Here is a 23,372-nt window from a genome sequence, read left to right on the forward strand (position 1 = left end):
GGGCCGCCTGCGCGTCGGAGTGTCAGGGGGCGGGCTGGAAGGTGGCGAAGCCGGTCGTGCGGGCCGCCGCGTTGGCCGCCGAGTTCCAGTCCGCGTCCGTGGTCGTCCAGTAGAGGGCGTAGCCGTACTTGCCCTCGCCGGTGACGAAGCCCCGGTTCAGCGAGTGGTAGGTGGTGCTGCTGCCGTACGTCCACTCCCAGTCGGCGGCGTTGGTCCAGCCCCGGTAGGTGATCCCCTTCAGCTGGACGCGCTTGTAGTTGCGGAAGGTCTGGCTGCGCTCGCTGTCCTCCCAGTCGGCGAGCGCGCTCTCGCCGGCGCCGACCGTCCAGTCGACCACCAGCTTGAGCCCGTTGCCCTCGAACTTGCGGCTGGTCGCGTCGTAGTCCTGGCCCTTGTCGGCCATCCAGTCGGGCAGCGCGATCGAGAAGCCGGAGCCGTCGCGGACCGTCCGGTAGCCCGCCGGGACGGCGCCGTCGCCGCCGGGGGCGGGCGTGCCGGGGGCCGGGGTGCCCGGGGCGGCGGTGTCCGGGGCCTGCGCGCTCGCCGAGGGGGAGGCCGGGGCCGCGGAGGAGGGCGCGCCGGACGGCGGGGAGACGGCCGGGGCCGCCGAGCCGCCGGTGGTCGCGGGGGCGGAGGCCGAGGCCGCGGAGTCGGTGGACCGGCCGGCCTTGTGCTTGCCGCCGGTGTCGCGCATCAGCAGGACGGTGCCGACCAGCACCAGGACGAGCAGCAGCGCGCCGCCGGCCAGCAGGGCCGGGCGCGGGACACCACCCTGCCGCCCGTTCCCGCCCGCTCCTCCGGGCATGGCGGGCATCGGCTCGGTCGGCGGGGCCGGCTGCACGGCAGCGGCGGCCGTGGCGGCGACCGGCAGCGGTTCGGCCGAGCGGCTGCCGACCCGGACGGTCCCGACGCCGCCCCGCCTGGGCTCGGCGGGCGGGGCGGTCGGCGGTGCGGCTGCGGGCTTCGCCGGCGCGGGCTGCTTCGCGGCGGCCGGCGCCGCCGCTGCGGCCGTCGCCGCGGCGGTGGTGCGCCCGGTTCCGGCCAGCGGGACGGCCTGCTGGGTGGTGGCCTCGGCGCGCGCGGTGTCCTCGGCGACGATCCGGCGCAGCATGGCGCGGGTCGCGGAGGCGTCCAGCCGCTTCTCCGGGTCCTTCTCCAGCAGCCCCTCGATGACCGGCCGCAGCGGTCCGGCGTTCGCCGGCGGGGTGAGGTCCTCGGTCATCACGGCGGTGAGCGTGGCGAGCGCCGAGCCGCGGTCGTACGGGGGGTTGCCCTCGACCATCGCGTAGAGGGTGCCGCCGAGCGACCACATGTCGGCCGGCGGGCCGGGCTTCTTGCCCCTGGCCCGCTCGGGCGAGATGTACGAGGGGGCGCCGACCAGCATGCCGGTGGAGGTGACGGAGGTGTCGCCCTCGACGCTGGCGATGCCGAAGTCGGTGAGCACCACCCGGCCGTCGTCGCCGATCAGCACGTTGGAGGGCTTCACGTCGCGGTGCAGGATGCCGTGCTCGTGGGCCGCGCAGAGCACGCCCAGGACGTCGAGGGCGATGGCGGCGGCGCGGGCGGGCTCCAGCGGGCCGTCGTCCTTGACGACGTCGGCGAGCGAGCGGGACTCGACCAGCTCCATGACGATCCAGGGCCGCTCGTCCTCCTCGACGACGTCGAAGACGGTGACGGCGGCGGTGTGCCGGATGCGGGCGGTGGCCTTGGCCTCGCGCAGGGTCCGGACGATCAGGCGGTGCTTCTCGTCCTCGTCGACCGCGTCGGTCATCCGCAGTTCCTTGACGGCGACGATCCGGCCGAGCATCTCGTCCTCGGCCCGCCAGACCGTGCCCATCCCGCCACGGCCGAGCACCTCGCTCAACCGGTACCGGCCGGCGAGCAGACGGCCGGTGGGCTCCTGCGGCTGCGTCATCGGTGCGCTCCCCCATGTTTTGCTGGCCGTGTGTTCATGACGGCGCATCGGGCCGCAGCGGGCGGCGCCACCCGGGGCTCAGAACGCCAAGTGTCCATCATCCCCTGTCGCTTCGGCCCTGGACCAATCGGCCCCGCAGGCTTCGGACGGTCGGAAACCGGCCGGGGCCCCGTTCGTGGCCGAAAAAGCACTGGCGCGAGCGGGTCGGTCGTCCCACCGGCTCGCACACGTTCACGAATTCTCCCATCCGGCTGCACGATCACTCCACCCGGGGCCACCCCTGACAGGCCTTCACCGCGTACGCCGAAGCCCCCGGCCGCAGCGGCCGGGGGCTTCACAGGCGCAGGTGCGCCGACCGGATCAGCCGTGGTTCAGCGCCGGGTTGACGGTCACCTCGACGCGCTGGAACTCCTTGAGCTCCGAGTAGCCGGTGGTGGCCATGGCGCGGCGCAGCGCACCGAAGAGGTTCATCGTGCCGTCCGGGGTGTGGGACGGACCGGTGAGGATCTCCGCGATGGTGCCGACGGTGCCCAGGTCGACCTTCTTGCCGCGCGGCACGTCGTCGTGGACGGCCTCCATGCCCCAGTGGTGGCCCTTGCCGGGGGCGTCGGTGGCGCGGGCGAGCGCGGCACCGATCATCACGGCGTCCGCACCGCAGGCGACGGCCTTGGCGATGTCGCCGCTGTAGCCGACGCCGCCGTCCGCGATGACGTGCACGTAGCGGCCGCCGGACTCGTCCATGTAGTCGCGGCGGGCGGCGGCCACGTCGGCGACCGCGGTGGCCATGGGCACCTGGATGCCGAGCACGTTGCGGGTGGTGTGCGCGGCACCGCCGCCGAAGCCGACCAGCACGCCGGCCGCGCCGGTGCGCATCAGGTGCAGCGCGGCGGTGTAGGTGGCGCAGCCGCCGACGATCACCGGCACGTCGAGCTCGTAGATGAACTGCTTGAGGTTGAGCGGCTCCGCGGCGGAGGAGACGTGCTCGGCGGAGACCGTGGTGCCGCGGATGACGAAGACGTCGACGCCGGCGTCGACCACGGCCTTGGAGAACTCGGCGGTGCGCTGCGGGGAGAGCGCGGCGGCGGTGACCACGCCGGAGTCGCGCACCTCCTTGATGCGCTGCCCGATCAGCTCGGCCTTGATCGGCTCGGAGTAGATCTCCTGGAGGCGGCGGGTCGCGGCGGCCTCGTCGGAGATGGCGGCGATCTCCTCGAGCAGCGGCTGCGGGTCCTCGTAACGGGTCCACAGGCCTTCGAGGTTGAGCACGCCGAGACCGCCGAGGCGGCCGATGGCGATGGCCTGCTGCGGCGAGACCACGCTGTCCATCGGGGCCGCCAGGAAGGGCAGCTCGAAGCGGTAGGCGTCGATCTGCCAGGCGATCGAGACCTCCTTCGGGTCACGCGTACGGCGGCTGGGGACGACGGCGATGTCGTCGAAGGCGTACGCCCGGCGGCCGCGCTTGCCTCGCCCGATCTCGATCTCAGTCACTTCGAGCCCTTCTGCTGCTTTGCTTCTCCAGGCCGGGTCACCCCGGGCCGCCCCCCAGTATCCCGCACCTGCCCGGACGCCCGCCCCACCGTCCGCGACACGGGCGGACCGGAGAAAGGGGCGCGGGGGACCGCGCGGGCCGGGAGGATGCTGCCTGCACCTCCCGCCGCGCGCGGTCCCCCGCGCCCCCGGTGGTCGAACCGACCTGCCCGCCGGATCAGCGGCTGGTGTAGTTCGGGGCCTCGACGGTCATCTGGATGTCGTGCGGGTGGCTCTCCTTGAGGCCGGCCGCGGTGATCCGGACGAAGCGGCCCTTGCTCTCCATCTCGGCGATGGTGGCCGCGCCGACGTACCCCATGGTCTGCCGCAGGCCGCCGACCAGCTGGTGCAGCACCGCGGAGAGCGGGCCGCGGTAGGGCACCTGGCCCTCGATGCCCTCGGGCACGAGCTTGTCGTCCGAGGCGACCTCGGCCTGGAAGTAGCGGTCCTTGGAGTACGAGCGGCCCTGGCCGCGCGACTGCATGGCACCGAGCGAGCCCATGCCGCGGTACGACTTGAACTGCTTGCCGTTGATGAACTGCAGCTCGCCGGGCGACTCCTCGCAGCCGGCCAGCAGCGAGCCGAGCATGACCGTGTCGGCACCGGCGGCGAGCGCCTTGCCGATGTCGCCGGAGTACTGCAGGCCGCCGTCGCCGATGACCGGCACGCCGGCCTCGCGGCAGGCGAGGGAGGCCTCGTAGATGGCGGTGACCTGCGGGACGCCGATGCCGGCGACGACGCGGGTGGTGCAGATGGAGCCCGGGCCGACGCCGACCTTGACGCCGTCGACACCGGCGTCGATCAGCGCCTGGGCGCCGTCGCGGGTGGCGACGTTGCCGCCGATGACGTCGACCTTGACGGCCGACTTGATCTTGGCGATCCAGGCCAGCGCGTTGTGGCTGTGGCCGTGCGAGGTGTCGACCACCAGGAAGTCCACGCCGGCGCCGACCAGGGCCTGGGCGCGGTCGAAGGCCTCGGCGGAGGCGCCGACGGCGGCACCGACGAGCAGCCGGCCCTCGGCGTCCTTGGCGGCGTTCGGGTACTGCTCGGCCTTGACGAAGTCCTTGACCGTGATGAGGCCCTTGATCCGGCCGTCGTCGTCGACCAGCGGGAGCTTCTCGATCTTGTGCCGGCGGAGCAGCGCCATGGCGTCCTCGCCGGAGATGCCGACCTTGCCGGTGATCAGCGGCATCGGGGTCATGATCTCGCGGACCTGGCGGCTGCGGTCCGACTCGAAGGCCATGTCGCGGTTGGTGACGATGCCCAGCAGCCGGCCCTCGGGGTCGGCGACGGGCACGCCGCTGATCCGGAACCTGGCGCAGAGCGCGTCGGCCTCGGCCAGGGTGGCCTCCGGGCCCACGGTGATCGGGTCAGCGACCATGCCGGACTCGGAGCGCTTGACCAGGTCGACCTGGCCGACCTGGTCCTCGATCGACAGGTTGCGGTGCAGCACGCCGACGCCGCCCTGGCGGGCCATGGCGATGGCCATCCGGGACTCGGTGACCTTGTCCATCGCCGCCGACAGCAGCGGGATGTTCACCCGGACGTTGCGGGAGACCCGCGAGGAGGTGTCGACCTGGTTCGGCAGCACCTCGGAGGCCCCGGGCAGCAGCAGGACGTCGTCGTACGTGAGTCCGAGCATCGCGAACTTCTCGGGTACGCCTGCGGCGTTGTAAGACATCGTGTGGGGACCTTCCGTGGCGGCCGTTGATCTGATCGCTTCCGGCTGAGGGCGTCCGGAGCGTTGGTCTCAGGAGGGCGGGGCGTCGGCCTGGGTCAGAACCGTCGCCGCACCCGCGCGCACCGGCACGGGCGGACCGCCAAGACACCGCAATGCTCGGAGGTTCCTCCAAGGGAACCCCGGTCGCACCCACGAAACTTTGGCGACCTGCCCAGGCGCCGATACCTCATGGTACTGGTGTCCGGAGTGTCGGTTGGCGCCCTCCTTGACAACCCAGAAGTCAGGAGGACTCTTCCGCGAGCGCGCGAAGTCGGCTGAGCGCGCGGTGCTGGGCGACCCGGACGGCCCCCGGGGACATCCCGAGCACCTCGCCGGTCTCCTCCGCGGACAGGCCGGCGGCGACCCGCAGCAGCACCAGCTCGCGCTGGCGGGCCGGCAGGTTGGAGAGCAGCTCCTTGATCCATGCGGCGTCGCTGCTGAGCAGCGCGCGCTCCTCCGGGCCGAGCGACTCGTCCGGGGTCTCCGGCAGGTCGTCGGGCGGGATCACGGTGGAACCGGGGCCGCGCATCGCGGCCCGCTGCAGGTCCGCGATCTTGTGGGCGGCGATGCCGTAGACGAAGGCCTCGAAGGGCCGGCCCTCGTCGCGGTAGCGCGGCAGCGCGCACAGCACCGCGACGCAGACCTCCTGCACCACGTCGTCCACGTGGTGCCGGGCACCGCCGGGCAACCGGACGAGCCGGCCGCGGCAGTAGCGCAGTGCAAGGGGGTGGACGTAGGCGAGCAGGGCGTCGACGGCCGGGCCCTCGCCGGCGACGGCGGCCGCGACGACCTCGTTGAGCTGCGGCGACGGCCCGTTGCCGAGCACCGGCCGGCGCGGCGCGCCCGGCGCGGCGTACGGCGCGGCGCCCGAACCGCCGGGCTGTGCCTCGTCGGGCCGGGCCTCGCCGGGGGCGGCGGCCTCGTCGTCACGCATCGGTCCATGGTGCCTGGTCGGTCCGACGAACGCGGCATCGCGTCCTGAGTTGTGCACCGGAACGTTATGCGTGATCGCCGTACCCACCGCGCCGCCTCCCGCCCCTGTGCCCGTCGTTCCTGCTGCGGTTGCACTCGTCTCCGCAGTACCCGTCCGCTGGTCCCCGAGGTGCTCCACTCCTCCATGGTGCAGCCTCGGGACCACGACGTCACACGTCCGAGCCCGGGGAGCCGCAAAAGCGGCACCCTGTCAGCGGACCAGGCCCCAGCGGAAGCCGAGCGCCACGGCGTGCGCGCGGTCCGATGCGCCGAGCTTCTTGAAGAGGCGCCGGGCGTGCGTCTTCACGGTGTCCTCGGAGAGGAACAGTTCACGGCCGATCTCCGCGTTGCTGCGGCCGTGGCTCATGCCCTCCAGCACCTGGATCTCACGGGCCGTCAGCGTCGGGGCCGCTCCCATGTCGGGGCTGCGGAGCCGGCGCGGCGCGAGGCGCCAGGTCGGGTCGGCGAGCGCCTGGGTGACGGTGGCCCGCAGCTCGGCGCGCGAGGCGTCCTTGTGCAGGTAGCCGCGGGCGCCGGCGGCGACCGCGAGGGCGACACCGTCCAGGTCCTCGGCGACGGTGAGCATGATGATGCGGGCGCCCGGGTCGGCGGACAGCAGCCGCCGGACCGTCTCCACCCCGCCGAGGCCGGGCATCCGGACGTCCATCAGAACGAGATCGGAGCGGTCGGCCACCCAGCGGCGGAGGACCTCCTCACCGTTCGTCGCAGTGGTCACCCGGTCGACGCCGGGCACGGTCGCGACCGCTCGGCGAAGCGCCTCCCGGGCGAGCGGGGAATCGTCGCAGACGAGGACGGATGTCATGACCGTCCTCCGCAGCTGATCCGCGTCACGTTGAGCCTCCTGGCTGGTACGAACTCTCTCCGACACGGCCGATTGGCGACGGACCCCGTTCTGATCGCCGATGCCACCCGCGATCGTTCCCGGCGTCCGGCGCCCGCTAACCGCCTCCGTACATCCAACGACCGTCACTCGAATGAGTTACGGCCTTCGGGGCCATCCCCACCACTGTACGTGGCCGACCCATCACCGATCAGCCACCGCGCGGTGCACACGCCGCAGTTTCCTGCGGCCGGCGCGCCGCCCGGGAGGTGCGTACGCCCGGAGCCCCGGGCTCGCACCCCGGGACGACCCGGCGCACTGCCACCCGATTGCCACGCGGAGCCTGACCACCACCATGCCCTGTTTGTCCGTTTTTATAGCTTCCATACGGTCATTGACTGTTGTGTCGGTGTGTGGGTGACTTGTCCTGGTGAGTGGCGTAAGTCATATTTCCAGGTGTCCGTACCGGCCCCGTGCAGCCTCGCCGCAGCTAGCGGGCCCCGAGTCCTTTTTCGCAGCCGTCGATCCGAGCCCGAGTCCTGAGTCATTGAAGGGAATGAGCCATGGCAGATTTCTCCCGCCTCCCCGGCCCCAACGCAGACCTCTGGGACTGGCAGCTCTCCGCCGCCTGCCGCGGCGTCGACAGTTCTCTCTTCTTCCACCCCGAGGGCGAGCGCGGGGCCGCGCGCAGCTCGCGCGAGGCCAGTGCCAAGGAGGTCTGCATGCGGTGCCCGGTGCGGGCCGAGTGCGCGGCGCACGCACTGGCCGTGCGCGAGCCGTACGGTGTGTGGGGCGGCCTGACCGAGGACGAGCGCGAGGAACTGCTCGGCCGCTCCCGCAACCGGCAGCTGGCCGAGGTGCCGCTGGCCATGCCGGCGAACGTCCGGCGGTGAGGTGCGATCAGGACTCGGCGCACCGGGGTCCGGCCGGGCCGAGAGTGAAGAAACGTTTCAGCGGCGACCAGGCAGGGCGGCCGCCGACCGGTCAGCGGGCGGCGGCCGCTGCCGTGAGCTGATCCAGCATCAGGCCCACCGCGGGCACCCCGGCCAGGTCCGGCAGGGTCAGGGCCACCACCTCGCGCCGCACGGGCTCCCCCGCGGTGGTCGCCAGCGGCACCACCGCCACCCCCTCGCGGCGCACCGCGTCCAGCGCCATGCCCGGCAGCACCGCGACCCCCAGCCCGGCCGCCACCAGGCCCACCACCGCGGGGTAGTCGTCGGTCGCGAAGTCGATCCGGGGCTCGAAGCCCGCCCCGGCGCACAGCTCCACCAGGTGCCCGCGGCACTGCGGACAGCCCGCGATCCACGGCTCGTCCGCCAGCTCCCCCAGCCCCACCGGCTGCCGGCCGTCCCGGTCCGCGAGCCGGTGGCCCGCCGGCACCAGCACCACCAGCGGATCGTCCAGCAGCGGCTGCACCACCAGGTCCGACCAATCGGTCGCCGCGGCCGAGGCGGCCGCCTCCAGCACCGCCGCCGCACGGGCCTCCCGGGGCGAGGCGTGCGGGGAGGGTGCCACCGCGGCACCGCCCTGCGAGTCCGGGTACCGGAACGCCAGCGCCACCTCGCACTCCCCCGCCCGCAGCATCCCCGGCGACTCCGGCGGCTCCGCCTCCACCAGTGACACCCGCATCCCCGGGCTGGCCGCCCTGACCTGGGCCACCGCCCGCGGCACCAGCGTGGAGCTCGCCGTCGGGAACGACACCAGCCGCACCCGGCCCGAGCGGAGGCCGGCGATCGCCGCCACCTCCTCCTCCGCGGCGGACAGACCGGCCAGGATGCCGGAGGCGTGCTTCAGCAGCACCTCGCCCGCCTCGCTGAGCTGCATGCCCTTCCCGGAGCGGACCACCAGGGGGGTGGCCACCGACTTCTCCAGCGCCTTCATCTGCTGGCTGACGGCCGGCTGGGTGCAGCCGAGCTCGCGGGCGGCCGCGGAGAAGGAGCCGGTCCGGGCGACGGCACGGAGAACACGAAGGTGGCGGGCCTCGATCATGGCTCAGTTATAAGCCACCCTTTGACCCCGACGGAACCGAACGCCCCAGGCCGTGCCCGCCCGGGCAACCACGACAGGAGCCCCTGTGCGTCGGCACGTCCCCGCTTCCGGGAACGCCGGAGGCCCGGCCGTTCCCGCCGTGGGGCGGGAGGGCCGGGCCTCCGGGGTGGCCGACTCGGGGTCAGTGGGAGTGGCCGTGGCCGTGCGAGTGACCGTGGCCGTTGTCGGCCTCCTCCTCCTTCTTCTCCACCACGAGGGTCTCGGTGGTGAGGAGCAGGGAGGCGATGGAGGCGGCGTTCTCCAGGGCGGAGCGGGTGACCTTGACCGGGTCGATGACGCCGGCCTTCACCAGGTCGCCGTACTCGCCGGTGGCGGCGTTGTAGCCGTGGCCGGTCTCCAGGTCGGCGACCTTGGAGGTGATGACGTAGCCCTCCAGGCCGGCGTTCTGGGCGATCCAGCGCAGCGGCTCGGCGAGCGCCTTGCGGACGACCGCGACACCGGTGGCCTCGTCGCCGGACAGACCGAGGCCGCCCTCGAGGACCTTGGCGGCGTGGACGAGCGAGGCGCCACCGCCGGCGACGATGCCCTCCTCGACCGCGGCGCGGGTCGCGGAGATGGCGTCCTCCAGGCGGTGCTTGCGCTCCTTGAGCTCCACCTCGGTGGCTGCGCCGACCTTGATGACGCAGACGCCGCCGGCCAGCTTGGCCAGGCGCTCCTGCAGCTTCTCGCGGTCCCAGTCGGAGTCGGTGGCGGCGATCTCGGCCTTGATCTGGCCGACGCGGCCGGCCACGGCGTCCGAGTCGCCGGCACCGTCGACGAGGATGGTCTCGTCCTTGGTGACGGTGACGCGGCGGGCGGTGCCGAGCACGTCCAGGCCGACCTGGTCGAGCTTGAGGCCGACCTCCTCGGAGATGACGGTGCCGCCGGTGAGGACGGCGATGTCGCCGAGGATCGCCTTGCGGCGGTCGCCGAAGCCCGGGGCCTTGACGGCCACCGCGTTGAAGGTGCCGCGGATCTTGTTGACCACGAGGGTGGACAGCGCCTCGCCGTCGACGTCCTCGGCGATGATCAGCAGCGGGCGGGAGCCGCCCTGCAGGATCTTCTCCAGCAGCGGGAGGAGCTCCTGGATGGAGGAGATCTTGCCCTGGTTGATCAGGATGTACGGGTCCTCGAGGACCGCCTCCTGGCGCTCCGCGTCGGTCACGAAGTACGGCGACAGGTAGCCCTTGTCGAACTGCATGCCCTCGGTGAACTCGAGCTCGACGCCGAAGGTGTTGGACTCCTCGACGGTGATGACACCGTCCTTGCCGACCTTGTCGATCGCCTCGGCGATGAGCTCGCCGACCTGGGTGTCCTGGGCGGAGAGGGACGCGACGGCGGCGACGTCGTCCTTGCCCTCGATCTCGCGGGCCACCGAGAGCAGGTGCTCGGAGACGGCGGCGACGGCCTTGTCGATGCCCTTCTTCAGGGCGGCCGGGCCGGCGCCGGCGGCGACGTTGCGCAGACCCTCGTTGACCAGGGCCTGGGCGAGCACGGTCGCGGTGGTGGTGCCGTCACCCGCGACGTCGTTGGTCTTGGTGGCCACCTCCTTGACGAGCTGCGCGCCGAGGTTCTCGTACGGGTCGTCGAGCTCGACCTCGCGGGCGATGGTCACACCGTCGTTGGTGATGGTGGGGGCGCCGAACTTCTTGTCGATGACGACGTTGCGGCCCTTGGGGCCGATGGTCACCTTGACCGTGTCGGCCAGCTTGTTGACACCGCGCTCCAGCGAGCGGCGGGCGTCCTCGTCGAACTGCAGGATCTTCGCCATGTTCCCGTTTCCTCAGGGTTTTACGGATTGACCAACAAGCACGCCCCGGCCCGGGTCAGAGCTGACGCGGTTCCGGGGCGGGCCGTTACGGCTTACTTCTCGATGATGGCGAGAACGTCGCGAGCCGAGAGGACGAGGTACTCCTCGCCCTGGTACTTGACCTCGGTGCCGCCGTACTTGGAGTAGAGGACGATGTCACCGACGGCGACGTCGAGCGGCAGGCGCTGGCCGTCCTCGAAGCGGCCCGGGCCGACGGCCAGGACGACGCCCTCCTGGGGCTTCTCCTTGGCGGTGTCCGGGATAACCAGGCCGGAGGCCGTGGTGGTCTCGGCGTCGAGCGGCTGGACCACGATGCGGTCCTCGAGCGGCTTGATGGCAACCTTGCTGCTGGTGGTCACGTCCGAGCTCCCCTTCGGAGATTACGGGGTTGTCTAACAGGGAAGGGCGATGTCCGCAGGCCTGCCGTCGCGGGGGTCAGGCACGCTCCGTCGCATTGGCACTCCCCCGGGGGGAGTGCCAGGAACGACCATAGGCTGCCGTTAGCACTCAGTCAACCAGAGTGCCAACGCCAGTCGCCCCGTGTCCCCGGGGGAAGCTGAGTAGTCGTACTCATGTGCGTGCGCACCGCCCGCGACAGGCTCGCCCCATGGCAACGATCCGACCGTCCGTCCGCCGGGACCTCCTGCACACCGCCTGGCTGCTCGCCCTCGAAGTGCCGCTCGGCTGCCTCGCCGTCTACGCGTCCGTGGCCCTGGTGTTCGCACTCGCCACGCCGGGGAGCGGCGCCGGCGCGGTGGCGATGTGCGTCGGCATCCTGCTGGCCGCGGTGGCGGTGCCGCTGGTGGGCATGGCGGCGACCGCCCGCCGGGGCCACCGGATCGCCCCGGTCTCGCTGGTGGTGCTCGGGCCGGTGCTGGTCGCGGCCGCACTGGCGGCGCTCGGCCGCTGAGCGGCGGCCCGCCGCCGGGCCCGGGGACAATGGCCGGGTGGAGATCGAATCGTTCCGGGCGCTGCTGACCGACGAGGGGCGGGCCCTGCTCGCCGAACTGCGGGAGTTCACCCCCGACCAGGAGTTGGCGCTGGCCACCCGGCTGCGGCGCAACCACCCCGCGGAGCTGGTGCGGGCGGCGCTGGAGCAGGCGCGGCTGCGGCAGCGGGCCCGGGCGAAGTTCGGCGCGGACGCCGACGCCATGTACTTCACCCCGAACGGCGTGGAGCAGGCGACCCGGCGCAGCGTCGCCGAGTGGCGGGCGGCCCGGTTCGCGGGCCTGGGGGTGCGGCGGCTGGCCGACCTGTGCTGCGGCATCGGCGGGGACGCGATCGCGCTGGCCCGGGCCGGGGTGTCGGTGCTGGCCGTCGACCGGGATCCGTTGACCTGTGCGGTGGCGGAGGCGAACGCCGCCGCGCTGGGCCTCGCCGACCTGGTGGAGGTGCGCTGCGCGGACGTCACGGAGGTGGACGTCGAGGGCTTCGACGCGGTGTTCACCGATCCGGCGCGGCGCACCTCGCGGGGGCGGGTCTTCGACCCGGAGGCGTACTCGCCGCCGCTGTCCTGGGCGCTGGAGGCGGCGCGGCGCACGCCGTTCGGGGCGTTGAAGGTCGCTCCCGGCATTCCGCACGAGCTGGTGCCGGAGGGGGCCGAGGCGGAGTGGGTCTCCGACCACGGGGAGGTCAAGGAGGCGGTGATCTGGTTCGGCACGGCCGCTGCGGCGCCGTACCGGGCGACGGTGCTGCCGGGCGGGCACAGCCTGTCGGGCACCGGTGAGCGCGCGGAGGCGGGCCCGGTGGGCCGCTTCCTGTACGAGCCGGACGGCGCGGTGATCCGGGCCGGGCTGGTGGCGGACGTGGCGGAGCACGTCGGCGGCCGGCTGGTGGACCCGCAGATCGCGTACGTGACGGCGGACGAGCTGGTGCCCACCCGCTTCGCGCACGCCTACGAGATCGGCGAGGTGCAGCCGTACAACGTGAAGCGGTTGAAGGCGCTGCTGCGCGAGCGCGGGGCGGGCACGGTGGTGATCAAGAAGCGGGGGATCTCGATCACGCCGGAGGAGCTGCGCCGGCAGCTGAAGCCGAGCGGGCCGCACGAGGTGACGGTGATTCTGAGCCGCACGGACCACGGGCCGCTGATGATGCTGGGTCAGCCGGCGGCGATGTAGTCCTCCAGGCGGCCGACGGAGAAGCCCTGTTCCTGGATGCGGGCGAGCAGTTCGCCGAACATCTTGGTCATGGTCTCGCCCTTGAGGTCCTTGGGGCCGCGGAAGTGGGCGAGGATGATGTCGCCGGGGCGGAGCTTCTTGTCGGCGGACTGGTACTGCATGTCGTGGATCTGCATGGACTCGCGCCAGAGCACCACGGCGCGCGGGCCGCACTGGCGGACGGCGCTGTTCAGGCCGGGGCTGTGCGCGCCGTCGCCGTAGGGCGGGCGGAACAGCAGCGGGGCGGTGCCGTACTGCTCGGTGAGGGCGCTCTGGGCGTCGCAGACCTCGGCCTTCTGCCGGTCGGCGGTCAGGCCGCTCATCGCGGGGTGGCCGGTGCTGTGGTTGTGGATGCGGTTGCCGAGGGCCTGCAGCGGCTTGAAGTAGCCGTAGTCGCTGCGGACGATGTCGCGGGTCAGGAACATCGAGAAGGGCACCTTGAGGTCGGTGGCCATCTCGACGAACTTCGGGTCCTTCTCGGCGCCGTCGTCGATGGTGATGAAGACGACCTTGTCGGTGGTCGGCACCTCGCTGAAGACCGGGACGGGCCCGGTGGCCGGCAGCTTGACCGGCTTGTCGGCGGGCGCGGCCGGGGCGGCGGGCAGCGGCTTGAGGCCCCACTTGGCCCAGGCTGCGGCGGGGGCCGCGGCCTGATCGCCGGCGGGGGCGGCCGCCGCGGTGGTGGCGGGCGCGCCGCTCGCGGGCGCGGTGGTGCGGGCCGGCGGGGCCTGCGCCGCGCTGCGCGGGGTGCTGCCGCACGCCGTCAGGGTCGCCAGGAGGGCCGCTGCCCCCAGGACGCAGGACAAGGACCTCTTCGGCAACGCGCGCTCCCCCACCCAGCCCGGCCGCAGGACCGGGTCAGCGATTTCTCAGGAAAGCACGCTACTCGACGTGCGTACTGGTGAACGACCACCGGTGGACGGGTCGCGCGAGCAACCCGTCCGGCGGATCGGGGACGTGCCCCGGCTCGCCCGTCCACCAGGTGATGAGCAGGACGCGGTCGCCCGCGGCGGTGAGGAGTTCCAGCCGCTCGGGGCCGGCGGCGCGCAGGCCGGGCAGCGCCCTCTCGCGCACCCAGTGCTCCAGTTCGGCGGCCCGCCCCTCGGCGGCACGGGCCTCCCACATGTGGGCCCGGGTCACCCGAGCGACTCGTGGGCGTGCGCGTGGAACTCGGTGTGCGGGACGTGCACCTCGGTGACCGGCAGCGAGGAGTCCGCGGACAGGTCGAAGGCGGAGGGGGTGCGGTTGCGCCGGACCATCTCGGCGCCGAGCGCGGCGACCATCGCGCCGTTGTCGGTGCACAGGCCCGGGCGGGGCACCCGCAGCACGATGCCGGCCTTGTCGCAGCGCTGCTGGGCCATCTCGCGCAGGCGGGAGTTGGCGGCGACGCCGCCGCCGATCATCAGGTGGTCGACGCCGTTGTCCTTGCAGGCCCGGACGGCCTTGCGGGTGAGCACGTCGGTGACGGCCTCCTGGAAGGAGGCGGCGACGTCGGCGATCGGCACCTCCTCGCCGGCCCGGCGCCTGGCCTCCACCCAGCGGGCGACGGCGGTCTTCAGGCCGGAGAAGGAGAAGTCGTACGCGGGGTCGTTCGCCGCGCTCAGGCCGCGCGGGAAGGCGATGGCCTTCCCGTCGCCCTCGCGGGCGGTGCGGTCGACGATCGGGCCGCCGGGGAAGCCGAGGCCGAGCACCCGGGCGACCTTGTCGAAGGCCTCGCCGGCGGCGTCGTCGATGGTGGCGCCGAGCGGGCGGACGTCGCTGGTGATGTCGGCGGACAGCAGCAGCGAGGAGTGGCCGCCGGAGACCAGCAGCGCCATGGTCGGCTCGGGCAGCCGGCCGTGCTCCAGCTGGTCGACGCAGATGTGCGAGGCGAGGTGGTTGACGCCGTACAGCGGCTTGTCGAGCGCCCAGGCGTAGGCCTTGGCGGCGGAGACGCCGACCAGCAGCGCGCCGGCCAGGCCGGGGCCGGCGGTGACGGCGATGCCGTCGAGGTCGGTGGCCTTCACGCCGGCGGTGTCCAGGGCGCGCCGGATGGTGGGGACCATCGCCTCCAGGTGCGCGCGGCTGGCGATCTCGGGGACGACGCCGCCGTAGCGGGCGTGGTCGTTGACGCTGGAGGCGACAGCGTCGGCGAGCAGCGTGGTGCCGTGCACGATGCCGACGCCGGTCTCGTCGCAGGAGGTCTCGATGCCGAGGACGAGCGGTTCGTCAGCCATTCTTCGGGTCCTTCGAATCGTGCGTGGGGTGGTCGAGGCGCATGACGAGCGCGTCGACGTTCGCGGGCTGGTAGTAGCCGCGGCGGACGCCGACCGGTTGGAAGCCGAACCGCTCGTACAGCCGCTGGGCGCGCAGGTTGTCCACCCGGACCTCCAGCAGCAGTTCGGTGCAGCCGCGGCGGGCGGACTCCTCGACGAGGTCGGTCAGCAGGGCGGTGCCGAGGCCGGCGCCCTGCAGGCGCTCGTCCACGGCGATGGTCTGGACGTCGCTCTCCGCGCCGACGGCCATCAGCCCGGCGTAGCCGACGATCGCGCCTTCCTCGGTGGTGGCGACGGTGTAGTGGCGGGAGCCGCCGGGGTGGGCCTCGGCCAGCTCGGACCAGTACATGCCGGGCGACCAGGCGTCCTCGGGGAAGAGCCGCAGTTCGAGCTCCATGACCGGCTCGATGTCCCACCACCGCATGGGGCGGAGGATCACGTCCATCGGACGTCCCGGTCAGCGGCCGACGGCCCGGTCATGCGGGGAGCACCGCCTTGTAGCCGGCCGGGACCTGGGCGTCGGGGCGGCGCAGGTACAGCGGGGCGTTGGGCAGCAGCTCCCGGCCGGCCGCCAGCTCGCGGGCGGCGAAGTCGGCGAGGGCCCCGGCGGAGACGTGCTCCGGGCCGGTCGCGCCGGGGAAGGTGTCCGGGTAGAGCAGGGCGCCGGCACCGACCGAGCGCTGCGGCGGTGCGAGGTCGCCGGGCCGGTCGACCGAGGGGCCGTCGGTGCGGGTGCCGTCCTCGTCGTACGCGGCCCAGTAGACCTCCTTGCGGCGCGCGTCGGTGGCCGCCGTGAACGGGCCGGTGAGCCCCTCCAGGCGGGCCTGGTGCGCGATCGCGTCCAGGGTGCAGACGCCGTGCACCGGCAGGCCGAGCGCGTGGCCGAGGGCGGCCGCGGTCACCAGGCCGACGCGCAGCCCGGTGTACGGGCCGGGGCCGACCCCGACCGCGATCGCGGTGAGCTCGCGCTTGTCGACGCCGGCGGTGCGCAGCACGTGGCCGACGGTCGGCAGGAGCAGCTCGCCGTGCCGTCTGGCGTCGACCTCGTAGGACTCGGCGAGGACGGTCGTGCCGTCGTGGACGGCGGCGGTGACGGCGGGGGTTGCGGTGTCGAACGCGAGCAGCAGCACGGCACCAAGGTTAGAGGGTCCGCCGGGGGTGCTGCCCCGCCGGTGCGGGCGGGGCCGGGGCTGGGTGGGGAACACACCATCGGATCGCGCCTACGGGCGGGCACGGACCTGGCACGATGGGGCCGACGCGTGGAGCGAGCGGCGGGAGCGTGCGTGGTGAGGATGGGTCCTGGCGTGGTGGTGGCCGGGCTGACGGCGGGGGCCGTGGCGGTGGTGGCGCTGCTGGCCGTCCAGGCGGACGGCGCCCAGGCGCGGGCCGAGGCGGCCCGGGCGGCCGCCGGCCTGCCCGCCGAGGCCACGCCGAGCGCCGCCCCCGCGCCTTCCGCTCCCGCGCTGCCCGCCTCCTCGGGGACGGGCTACCGCATCGTGTACTCGGTCTCCGAGCACCGGGTCTGGCTGGTGGACCCGCGCAAGACGCCGCAGCTGCAGGCCTCGTTCGCGGTGACGCCGGGGTCGACGGAGCCCCCTCCGGGCAACTACAGCGTGTACAGCCGGTCGGCGGCCGGGAAGGGCACCGACCGTCGGCAGATCGAGCACGTCGTGCGGTTCGCCCAGCAGGGCGACGTGGTGTTCGGCTTCGGCGCGGCCGTGGACGGGTCGACGGCGCCGCCGGACCCGGGGCTGCGGACGGGCGGCATCCGCTCGGCGCGGGCCGACGGCCAGCTGCTCTGGGACTTCGCCCCGACCGGCACCCGGGTGGTCGTCGCGCCGTAGGCGCCGGCCCCCGGCGGGCGCCCGTCAGGCGGCGCGCGGTGGGGCGGCGGGCTCCGGGCGGGCGGGCCGGGGCCGCTCGGGCGGGGTGGAGACGGCTGCTGCGGACGCGCAGGCGGCCAGCAGGGCCCGCATCGGGACCTGGTCGGCCCGGATCGCGGGCTCGTCGGGGCGGTCCTGCGGCTCGGGTGCCGCAGCGGGGGTGGTGCTCGCCATGGGGCGCCTCCCTAGTTAGGCAGACCTAACCGCAGCTCCCATCCCACCACGAGGGCGGCCCGGGCCGCAACACTTTCCCGACACGGTGTCGGCAAGTGTCGGAAGGTGTCGCACGGGAACGCCCCTGCGGGCGCGGGGTCAGCCCTCGTCGAGGGCGGTGAGGTCGATGCCGTCCCAGCGGCCGCCGAGGCCGATGACGGTGACCCGGCGCGGGTCCAGGTCGTCCGGGTGGGCGGCGGCGCCGATGGCCCGGTCGATGCGGACCTCCAGGCGGTCCTCGCTGAGCTGCTCGACCTTGCCCTCGCCCCACTCGACGACGACCACCGACTCCGGCAACGACACGTCGAGGTCGAGGTCCTCCATCTCGTCCAGGCCGCCGCCGAGCCGGTACGCGTCGACGTGCACCAGGGCCGGGCCGCCGCTCAGCGAGGGGTGCACCCGGGCGATCACGAAGGTCGGCGAGGTGACCGCGCCGCGCACCCCCAGGCCCTCGCCGAGGCCGCGGGTCAGCGTGGTCTTCCCGGCACCGAGCTCCCCGTGCAGCAGCACCAGGTCGCCGGGGCGCAGCAGCGCGGCGAGCCCCTGCCCGAGCCGGCCCATCCGCTCGGGGGTGGCGACGGTGAGGGTGAGCTGGTTGCCCATGGGGGTGTCGGTGTCCTTCCGGGTGGCGGCGGGCGCCGCGGGTCAGTGGTCGGGGCGCAGGGCGGGCGGCGGGACGGCCCGGGCGTGGTCGGCGGCGCGGTGCAGCAGCTCGGACAGGTGCCGGTCGACCTCCTCCGGGCGTTCCAGCATCAGCAGGTGCCCGGTCTCGGGGAGGACGACGAGTTCGGCGCCGGGCAGCGCCCGGGCGATCTCCTCGCTGTGCGCGGGCGGGGTGAGCAGGTCCTCGCTGCCGGCCAGGACGAGGACGGGGATGCCGTCGAGGGCGGCGAGGGCGGTCTTCTTGTCGTGCAGGCCGAACGCCGGGTAGAACTCGGCGACCACGTCGATCGGGGTGGCGTCGAGGAGCTGTTCGGCGAACCGGACGACCTGCGGGTCGACGTCCTTGGAGCCGAAGGAGAAGCGGCGGTAGAAGACGGCGGCGACGTCCGCGCCGAACCGGCGGGTCGCCTCGACCAGCTCGACCTGGCGGCCGAGGAGCTTCACGGTGGCGGGGGCGAGCTTGCGCAGCAGCCGGGCGCCGACCGGTGGGAGGCCCAGGGTGACGGAGTTCCAGTCGCCGGCGAGGGTGCCGACCAGGCCGACGCCGGCGACGCGCTCGCGGAACAGCTCGGGGTGCTGGTCGGCGAGGGCCATCACGGTCATGCCGCCCATGGAGTGGCCCACGAGCACGACGGGGCCCTCGGGGGCGACCGCGTCGAGGACGGCCTTGAGGTCGGCGCCGAGCTGGTCGATCGAGGCGGGCTCGCCGCCGAGGTAGGAGCGGGACCGCTCGGAGCGGCCGTGGCTGCGGTGGTCCCAGAAGACCAGCCGCATGCCCTCGCGGAACGCGGCGCGCTGGAAGTGCCAGCTGTCCTGGTTGAGGCAGTAGCCGTGGCAGAAGACCACGGTGAGCTGCGGCTGCGCCTCCGCGGCGGCCCGTCCGGGGCGCCGGTCGGCGCGGGCGAGGGCGCCGGTGCCGCCGAGCAGGCCGGGCAGCCCGGTGCGGTCGACCGGCCCGGTGCCGCGCCGCCGGGTGAACCAGGCGCGCCGGTGGCGGCCCTCCTCGCCGGCCGGCTCGGGCGCGGGCTCGGCCCAGCCGGTGCCGTCGAGCTCGACGTACAGCTCGGTGCCGTCGGGTGCGGCGACGGTGCGCGGGCGGCCGCGCAGCGAGCCGTAGGGGGCCGCGGCGTCGAGTTCCTCGCGGGCCCTGCGGCGCATGGAGCGGCCGACGGTGAGCCGCTCGATGGCGACGCCCGCGGCGGCGCCGGCCGCGACCACGCCGAGCGATATGCCGATCAGCCCGGCCCGGCTCACGCCGCCGGAGGCCGCCCCGGCGGCCTTGGCCACCGCGGCGACGGGACTGCCGTCGGCGGGCTGGGTCATCAGGCTCCCGTCCACGCGCTGTCGCCGATGTAGCGGCGGGGGACCCTGGAGCCGATCCGGGTGATGATCTCGTACGAGAGGGTCCCGCAGGCGCGGCCCCAGTCCTCGGCGGTGGGTTCGCCGTGCTCGCCGCTGCCGAAGAGCCGGACCTCCTCGCCGACCGCCGGGGTGTCGCCGCCGAGGTCCACCACGAACTGGTCCATGGCGACGCGGCCGGCGACCGTGCGCCACTTGCCGGCGATCTGCACCGGGCCGGTGTTGGAGGCGTGCCGGGGGATGCCGTCCGCGTAGCCGACCGGGACGAGGCCGAGGGTGGTGTCGCCGGGGGTGGTGTAGTGGTGCCCGTAGCTGACGCCGTGCCCGCCGGGGACGGTCTTGACCAGGGCGAGGCGCGCGCTGAGCGACATCACCGGGCGCAGCCCGAAGTCGGCCGGGGTGCCGATGTCGGGCACCGGCGACAGGCCGTACATGGCCAGGCCGGGCCGGACGAGGTCGTAGTGCGACTGCGGCAGCAGCAGGGTGGCGGGCGAGTTGGCCAGGTGGCGGACCTCGGGGCGCACCCCGCGGGTCTCGGCGTGCGCGACGGCACCGGCGAAGGAGTCCAGCTGGGCCTGGACGGAGGGGTGGCCGGGCTCGTCGGCGGCCGCGAAGTGCGACCACAGGCCGACGACCTCGATCATGCCCTCGGCCTGGGCGCGCAGCGCGGCGTCGACCAGGACGGGCCAGTCGTGCGGCTGGCAGCCGTTGCGGCCGAGGCCGGTGTCGGCCTTCAGGTGGACGCGGCCGGGCACGCCGGTCTCGCGGACGGCGGCGAGCAGCTCGTCCAGCGCCCACAGGCCGCTGACGGACACGTCGACGTGCGCCCGCAGCGCCTGCTGCCAGGGGCCGCCGGGTGTCCACAGCCAGCACAGGATGCGGGCCTGGTCCGGATGGATGCCCGCGGCGCGCAGGGCCAGCGCCTCCTCGGGGGTGGCCGTGCCGAGCCAGCGGACGCCCGCCGCGACCGCCTCGCGGGCGCACGGCAGCGCGCCGTGGCCGTAGGCGTCCGCCTTGACCACGGCCATCAGCGCGGCATCGGTGCGCGCCCCCAGTGCGGCGAGGTTGTCGCGCAGGGCGGCCAGATCGATGGCGGCCTCGGCGCGGACCCCGTGGGTGAGGGCGGTCGTCCCGGTCGTCTTCGCAGTTGTCATCGCGTATCAGTCTCCCAGACCGGCGCCGCTGCCCGGCTCACGACCCCGGCCGGGCACGGCGGTCGTCAGTGGGAGACGCGCGAAACGGAGCATTTGGTTCCGCGGCACCGTACCGCTCCGGGCCCACCGCGGCGCGGCCGGGTTCAGCGGCCGCCCGCCGCCGAGCGCACCGCCCGCCAGGCCTCCGGCAGCGCCTCCGCGACGTCCAGGGCGGCGGTGGGGGCGCCGTCCGCGGCGGTGCGTCCGGCCAGGCCGTGCAGGTAGGCGGCCGCGGATCCGGCGTCCAGCGGCCCGAGGCCCGCCGCCAGCAGGGCGCCCGCCAGCCCGGACAGCACGTCGCCGCTGCCCGCCGTGGCGAGCCAGGAGGTGCCGGTCGGGTTCACCCGGACGGCGCCCTCCGGGTCGGCGACCACCGTCGTGGAGCCCTTGAGCAGCACGGTGGCCCGGTAGGCGGCGGCGAGCCGCCGTGCGGTGGCCAGCCGGGCCGCCGCGAGGCCGTCCGCGGCGGGCGGCGCTCCGCCGTCCGCGCCCGCGAGCAGCCGGGCCGCCTCGCCGGTGTGCGGGGTGAGCAGGGTGGGCGCCGTCCGGCCGGCCAGTGCGGCCGGGCCGAGCCGGGCGAGCTCGGTCAGGCCGTCCGCGTCGACCAGCACCGGCACGTCGGCCGCCAGCACCTGCGGCAGCAGCCCCTCGACGCCCTCGCCGGAGCCCGGGCCGACCACCCAGGCCTGGACCCGGCCCGCCTCCCGCGGCCCGCCCTCGGTCACCAGCGCCTCCGGGAAGCGCCGCACCACCTCGGCGGCCGCCGTCCCGGCGTAGCGCACCGCGCCGGCCCCGCCGCGCAGCGCCCCGGCGACGGCCAGCACCGCCGCCCCCGGGTAGCGCGCCGAACCGGCCGCCACCCCGACCACGCCGCGCCGGTACTTGTCGCTCTCCGCCCCGGGCAGCGGCAGCAGCGCGGCGACGTCCGCGTGCTGCAGCACGGCCACCGGGGCCGGCGGCAGCTCCAGGCCGATCCCGACCAGCTGCAGCACACCGGCGTACGAGGCGCCCGGATCGACCAGCAGCCCCGGCTTGTGGGTGCCGAAGCAGACCGTCACGTCCGCGCGCAGCGCCACCCCCGGCACCTCGCCGGTGTCCGGGTCCACGCCGCTCGGCACGTCCACCGCGACCACCCGTCCCCGCCGGGGCAGTGCGGCGTACGGCTGTGCCTCGGGCCGCAGCCCGCCGCGGCCGCCGATCCCGACGATGCCGTCCAGCACCAGGTCGGCCCGCTCGAACTCGCCCTGATCCGCCGTCACCCGGCCGCCGGCCGCCCGCAGTGCGGCGAGGCCGCCGGCGTGCGCCTTCTCCGGGTGGAGCAGCACCGCGGACACCCGTGCACCGCGGCGGGCCAGCCGCGCACCCGCGTACAGGGCGTCACCACCGTTGTCCCCGCTGCCCGCCAGCACCAGCACCCGGCTGCCGTAGACCCGCGGCAGCAGGCGCGCGCAGGTCGCGGCGAGGCCGGCGGCGGCCCGCTGCATCAGCGCGCCCTCCGGCAGCCGGGCCATCAGGTCGGCCTCGGCGGCCCGGACCTGGTCGACGGTGTGTGCACGGCGCAAGGCGGCCTCCCGTGGCTGGCGTCAGCCTTCGGCGATCACTACCGCCGACGCTACGCCCGCATCGTGGCTCAGCGACACATGCCACGACCTGACGCCCAGTGCGGCGGCCCGCTCGGCGACCGTGCCGGTGACCTTGAGCACCGGCCGGCCGGAGTCCTCGGTGTGCACCTCGGCGTCCGTCCAGCGCAGCCCGGGGGGCGCGCCGAGGGCCTTGGCCAGCGCCTCCTTGGCGGCGAACCGGGCGGCGAGCGAGGCGGTGCCGCGGCGCGCCCCGGACGGCAGCGTCAGTTCGGCCTCGGTGAACAGCCGGTCCGCGAGGTGCGGGGTGCGTTCCAGCGAAACCCCGAACCGCTCGATCTCCGCGACGTCGATCCCGACCCCGATGATCACCCGCGTACTCCTTCTCCGACACCGGCCGCTGCCCGGGACTGTACGGCACACTTTCGAGTGAGAACCGCTGCGAGCCCCCTCCGGCACCGATCCGTACGCCTACCGTGTGCCACGGCGCCGATCGGCAGGAGGGAGAAGGGCCATGGTTGCCATGCCGGCTGTCGAGCACCCGCTGCCTGCGGACGACCTGCTCCGGACGTTCCTGGAGCTGGAAACCCCGCCGGGCTACAAGGCCGAGCTCATCGAGGGGGAAATCGTCGTGACACCGCCACCGGACGGGTCCCACGAGACCGCGTTCGCCCTGCTCGTCAGGCAGTTCATCCGCAAAGCCGCAGTCGAAGTGGACCTGGCCGGGACGAAGGGTCTGATCACGCCCGGTGGCCGGTTCATCCCGGACGGCACCATCAGCCCGGTGGGACACTTCGAGGATGCCGAGCCCTGGGCATCGCCGGCAGGGGTCCTGCTGGTGTTCGAGATCACCTCCGGCAACCCGGCCAAGGATCGCGAGGCCAAGCGCCGCGGCTACGCGGCTGCCGGCATCCCCTGCTACCTGCTGATCGACCGCAGCTACCGAAGCGCCACCTTGTTCACCGACCCGGTGGACGGGGACTACACCGTCCACACCCAGGCGGCCTTCGGCAAGCCCCTCGACCTGCCCGCACCGTTCTCGTTCGCGCTCGACACGGAGCCCCTGCGGTAGGGCACAGCCACCGCAGGGGCCCGGTCGGGCGGGGGCGGCTATTCGACGGTGACGGACTTCGCCAGGTTGCGCGGCTGGTCGACCTCGTGGCCCTTGGCGGTGGCCAGCTCGCAGGCGAAGACCTGCAGCGGCACCGTGGAGACCAGCGGCTGCAGCAGCGTCGGGGTCGCCGGGATGCGGATCAG

The 23,372-nt window shown here is 74.2% G+C and carries 24 protein-coding genes; 5 read left to right on the forward strand and 19 right to left on the reverse strand.

Annotated elements, in window-relative coordinates:
• Positions 1-22: 22 nt before the first annotated feature.
• From AB0M03_RS14955 to AB0M03_RS14975, 5 genes are all read right to left on the reverse strand, one after another.
• The gene (locus AB0M03_RS14955; protein WP_363491885.1) at positions 23-1,915 is read right to left on the reverse strand and encodes a serine/threonine-protein kinase; all 1,893 of its coding nucleotides are present in this window, start codon (positions 1,913-1,915) and stop codon (positions 23-25) included.
• A 360-nt stretch (positions 1,916-2,275) separates the two neighbouring features.
• Positions 2,276-3,403 carry a GuaB3 family IMP dehydrogenase-related protein gene (locus tag AB0M03_RS14960; RefSeq protein ID WP_363491886.1) on the reverse strand — a complete coding sequence of 376 codons (1,128 nt, stop codon included), beginning with the start codon at positions 3,401-3,403 and terminating at the stop codon, positions 2,276-2,278.
• Positions 3,404-3,620: 217 nt separating this feature from the next.
• Positions 3,621-5,123, reverse strand: a complete 1,503-nt coding sequence (gene guaB / locus AB0M03_RS14965) for an IMP dehydrogenase (RefSeq protein WP_363491887.1) — start codon at positions 5,121-5,123, stop codon at positions 3,621-3,623.
• Between the two features lie 280 nt (positions 5,124-5,403).
• Positions 5,404-6,096, reverse strand: coding sequence for an RNA polymerase sigma factor ShbA (shbA, locus tag AB0M03_RS14970; protein ID WP_363491888.1), 693 nt, complete (start codon positions 6,094-6,096; stop codon positions 5,404-5,406).
• Positions 6,097-6,345: 249 nt separating this feature from the next.
• Positions 6,346-6,957 carry a response regulator transcription factor gene (locus tag AB0M03_RS14975; RefSeq protein WP_014136228.1) on the reverse strand — a complete coding sequence of 204 codons (612 nt, stop codon included), beginning with the start codon at positions 6,955-6,957 and terminating at the stop codon, positions 6,346-6,348.
• 581 nt (positions 6,958-7,538) lie between these two features.
• On the opposite strand from AB0M03_RS14975, the gene AB0M03_RS14980 reads away from it, so the two are divergent.
• Complete coding sequence (locus AB0M03_RS14980) at positions 7,539-7,868, forward strand: WhiB family transcriptional regulator (protein WP_095874485.1); 330 nt, start codon at positions 7,539-7,541, stop codon at positions 7,866-7,868.
• 91 nt (positions 7,869-7,959) lie between these two features.
• Here the strand turns inward: AB0M03_RS14980 and AB0M03_RS14985 are convergent, their stop codons facing one another.
• From AB0M03_RS14985 to groES, 3 genes are all read right to left on the reverse strand, one after another.
• Positions 7,960-8,964 carry a LysR family transcriptional regulator gene (locus tag AB0M03_RS14985; RefSeq protein ID WP_363491889.1) on the reverse strand — a complete coding sequence of 335 codons (1,005 nt, stop codon included), beginning with the start codon at positions 8,962-8,964 and terminating at the stop codon, positions 7,960-7,962.
• A 181-nt stretch (positions 8,965-9,145) separates the two neighbouring features.
• Positions 9,146-10,774 (reverse strand): chaperonin GroEL, encoded by a 1,629-nt coding sequence (gene groL, locus AB0M03_RS14990; protein WP_363491890.1) that lies wholly within the window; start codon positions 10,772-10,774, stop codon positions 9,146-9,148.
• Positions 10,775-10,866: 92 nt separating this feature from the next.
• Positions 10,867-11,172, reverse strand: a complete 306-nt coding sequence (gene groES, locus AB0M03_RS14995; protein WP_014136232.1) for a co-chaperone GroES — start codon at positions 11,170-11,172, stop codon at positions 10,867-10,869.
• A 248-nt stretch (positions 11,173-11,420) separates the two neighbouring features.
• Here groES and AB0M03_RS15000 point away from each other — a divergent pair, with 248 nt between their 5' ends.
• Positions 11,421-11,723, forward strand: coding sequence for a hypothetical protein (locus tag AB0M03_RS15000; protein WP_363491891.1), 303 nt, complete (start codon positions 11,421-11,423; stop codon positions 11,721-11,723).
• Positions 11,724-11,760: 37 nt separating this feature from the next.
• Positions 11,761-12,930: a class I SAM-dependent methyltransferase gene (locus tag AB0M03_RS15005; protein ID WP_363491892.1), complete on the forward strand. Its 1,170-nt coding sequence runs from the start codon at positions 11,761-11,763 to the stop codon at positions 12,928-12,930.
• Here the strand turns inward: AB0M03_RS15005 and AB0M03_RS15010 are convergent.
• From AB0M03_RS15010 to tsaB, 5 genes are all read right to left on the reverse strand, one after another.
• On the reverse strand, positions 12,912-13,790 hold the full coding sequence (locus AB0M03_RS15010; RefSeq protein WP_363491893.1) for a polysaccharide deacetylase family protein: 879 nt from the start codon (positions 13,788-13,790) through the stop codon (positions 12,912-12,914). The genes AB0M03_RS15005 and AB0M03_RS15010 overlap by 19 nt on opposite strands.
• A 61-nt stretch (positions 13,791-13,851) precedes the next feature.
• On the reverse strand, positions 13,852-14,109 hold the full coding sequence (locus AB0M03_RS15015; protein ID WP_363491894.1) for a hypothetical protein: 258 nt from the start codon (positions 14,107-14,109) through the stop codon (positions 13,852-13,854).
• Positions 14,106-15,185, reverse strand: coding sequence for a tRNA (adenosine(37)-N6)-threonylcarbamoyltransferase complex transferase subunit TsaD (tsaD, locus tag AB0M03_RS15020; protein WP_363491895.1), 1,080 nt, complete (start codon positions 15,183-15,185; stop codon positions 14,106-14,108). Before tsaD ends, AB0M03_RS15015 begins: the two co-directional genes overlap by 4 nt.
• Positions 15,178-15,669, reverse strand: coding sequence for a ribosomal protein S18-alanine N-acetyltransferase (gene rimI, locus AB0M03_RS15025; protein WP_363491896.1), 492 nt, complete (start codon positions 15,667-15,669; stop codon positions 15,178-15,180). Before rimI ends, tsaD begins: the two co-directional genes overlap by 8 nt.
• A 31-nt stretch (positions 15,670-15,700) precedes the next feature.
• Positions 15,701-16,354: a tRNA (adenosine(37)-N6)-threonylcarbamoyltransferase complex dimerization subunit type 1 TsaB gene (gene tsaB / locus AB0M03_RS15030; protein ID WP_363491897.1), complete on the reverse strand. Its 654-nt coding sequence runs from the start codon at positions 16,352-16,354 to the stop codon at positions 15,701-15,703.
• A gap of 162 nt (positions 16,355-16,516) precedes the next feature.
• Here tsaB and AB0M03_RS15035 point away from each other — a divergent pair, with 162 nt between their 5' ends.
• Positions 16,517-17,068 (forward strand): hypothetical protein, encoded by a 552-nt coding sequence (locus AB0M03_RS15035; RefSeq protein WP_363491908.1) that lies wholly within the window; start codon positions 16,517-16,519, stop codon positions 17,066-17,068.
• Between the two features lie 24 nt (positions 17,069-17,092).
• Here the strand turns inward: AB0M03_RS15035 and AB0M03_RS15040 are convergent, their stop codons facing one another.
• The 6 genes from AB0M03_RS15040 to AB0M03_RS15065 all read right to left on the reverse strand — a co-directional run bounded on the left by AB0M03_RS15040 (position 17,093) and on the right by AB0M03_RS15065 (position 22,487).
• Positions 17,093-17,281, reverse strand: a complete 189-nt coding sequence (locus tag AB0M03_RS15040) for a hypothetical protein (protein WP_363491898.1) — start codon at positions 17,279-17,281, stop codon at positions 17,093-17,095.
• A gap of 138 nt (positions 17,282-17,419) precedes the next feature.
• Complete coding sequence (gene tsaE / locus AB0M03_RS15045) at positions 17,420-17,923, reverse strand: tRNA (adenosine(37)-N6)-threonylcarbamoyltransferase complex ATPase subunit type 1 TsaE (RefSeq protein WP_363491899.1); 504 nt, start codon at positions 17,921-17,923, stop codon at positions 17,420-17,422.
• Between the two features lie 42 nt (positions 17,924-17,965).
• Positions 17,966-19,306 (reverse strand): alpha/beta hydrolase, encoded by a 1,341-nt coding sequence (locus AB0M03_RS15050; RefSeq protein WP_363491900.1) that lies wholly within the window; start codon positions 19,304-19,306, stop codon positions 17,966-17,968.
• Entirely contained in the window at positions 19,306-20,496 is a 1,191-nt protein-coding gene (alr, locus tag AB0M03_RS15055) for an alanine racemase (RefSeq protein ID WP_363491901.1), read from the reverse strand. The genes AB0M03_RS15050 and alr overlap by 1 nt, the downstream gene beginning before the upstream one ends.
• A gap of 143 nt (positions 20,497-20,639) precedes the next feature.
• Complete coding sequence (locus tag AB0M03_RS15060) at positions 20,640-22,097, reverse strand: NAD(P)H-hydrate dehydratase (RefSeq protein ID WP_363491902.1); 1,458 nt, start codon at positions 22,095-22,097, stop codon at positions 20,640-20,642.
• Between the two features lie 21 nt (positions 22,098-22,118).
• On the reverse strand, positions 22,119-22,487 hold the full coding sequence (locus tag AB0M03_RS15065; RefSeq protein ID WP_363491903.1) for a holo-ACP synthase: 369 nt from the start codon (positions 22,485-22,487) through the stop codon (positions 22,119-22,121).
• A 151-nt stretch (positions 22,488-22,638) separates the two neighbouring features.
• Between AB0M03_RS15065 and AB0M03_RS15070 the strand changes: the two genes are divergently transcribed.
• Positions 22,639-23,187, forward strand: a complete 549-nt coding sequence (locus AB0M03_RS15070) for a Uma2 family endonuclease (RefSeq protein WP_363491909.1) — start codon at positions 22,639-22,641, stop codon at positions 23,185-23,187.
• The last annotated feature ends 185 nt before the right edge of the window (positions 23,188-23,372 follow it).

This window comes from Kitasatospora sp. NPDC051914 (genome assembly GCF_040680995.1).
Classification (GTDB): Bacteria; Actinomycetota; Actinomycetes; order Streptomycetales; family Streptomycetaceae; genus Kitasatospora.

Bases quoted from the DNA above. Each gene is read 5' to 3' on its own strand.
- AB0M03_RS14980 (WP_095874485.1), top strand. From the start codon at position 7,539: ATGGCAGATTTCTCCCGCCTCCCCGGCCCCAACGCAGACCTCTGGGAC.
- shbA (WP_363491888.1), bottom strand. From the start codon at position 6,096: ATGCGTGACGACGAGGCCGCCGCCCCCGGCGAGGCCCGGCCCGACGAG.
- alr (WP_363491901.1), bottom strand. From the start codon at position 20,496: ATGACAACTGCGAAGACGACCGGGACGACCGCCCTCACCCACGGGGTC.
- AB0M03_RS15070 (WP_363491909.1), top strand. From the start codon at position 22,639: ATGCCGGCTGTCGAGCACCCGCTGCCTGCGGACGACCTGCTCCGGACG.
- AB0M03_RS14975 (WP_014136228.1), bottom strand. From the start codon at position 6,957: ATGACATCCGTCCTCGTCTGCGACGATTCCCCGCTCGCCCGGGAGGCG.
- guaB (WP_363491887.1), bottom strand. From the start codon at position 5,123: ATGTCTTACAACGCCGCAGGCGTACCCGAGAAGTTCGCGATGCTCGGA.
- AB0M03_RS15000 (WP_363491891.1), top strand. From the start codon at position 11,421: ATGGCAACGATCCGACCGTCCGTCCGCCGGGACCTCCTGCACACCGCC.
- groL (WP_363491890.1), bottom strand. From the start codon at position 10,774: ATGGCGAAGATCCTGCAGTTCGACGAGGACGCCCGCCGCTCGCTGGAG.
- rimI (WP_363491896.1), bottom strand. From the start codon at position 15,669: ATGGACGTGATCCTCCGCCCCATGCGGTGGTGGGACATCGAGCCGGTC.
- AB0M03_RS15035 (WP_363491908.1), top strand. From the start codon at position 16,517: ATGGGTCCTGGCGTGGTGGTGGCCGGGCTGACGGCGGGGGCCGTGGCG.
- AB0M03_RS14955 (WP_363491885.1), bottom strand. From the start codon at position 1,915: ATGACGCAGCCGCAGGAGCCCACCGGCCGTCTGCTCGCCGGCCGGTAC.
- AB0M03_RS15040 (WP_363491898.1), bottom strand. From the start codon at position 17,281: ATGGCGAGCACCACCCCCGCTGCGGCACCCGAGCCGCAGGACCGCCCC.
- AB0M03_RS15050 (WP_363491900.1), bottom strand. From the start codon at position 19,306: ATGACCCAGCCCGCCGACGGCAGTCCCGTCGCCGCGGTGGCCAAGGCC.
- tsaD (WP_363491895.1), bottom strand. From the start codon at position 15,185: ATGGCTGACGAACCGCTCGTCCTCGGCATCGAGACCTCCTGCGACGAG.
- tsaE (WP_363491899.1), bottom strand. From the start codon at position 17,923: ATGGGCAACCAGCTCACCCTCACCGTCGCCACCCCCGAGCGGATGGGC.
- AB0M03_RS14985 (WP_363491889.1), bottom strand. From the start codon at position 8,964: ATGATCGAGGCCCGCCACCTTCGTGTTCTCCGTGCCGTCGCCCGGACC.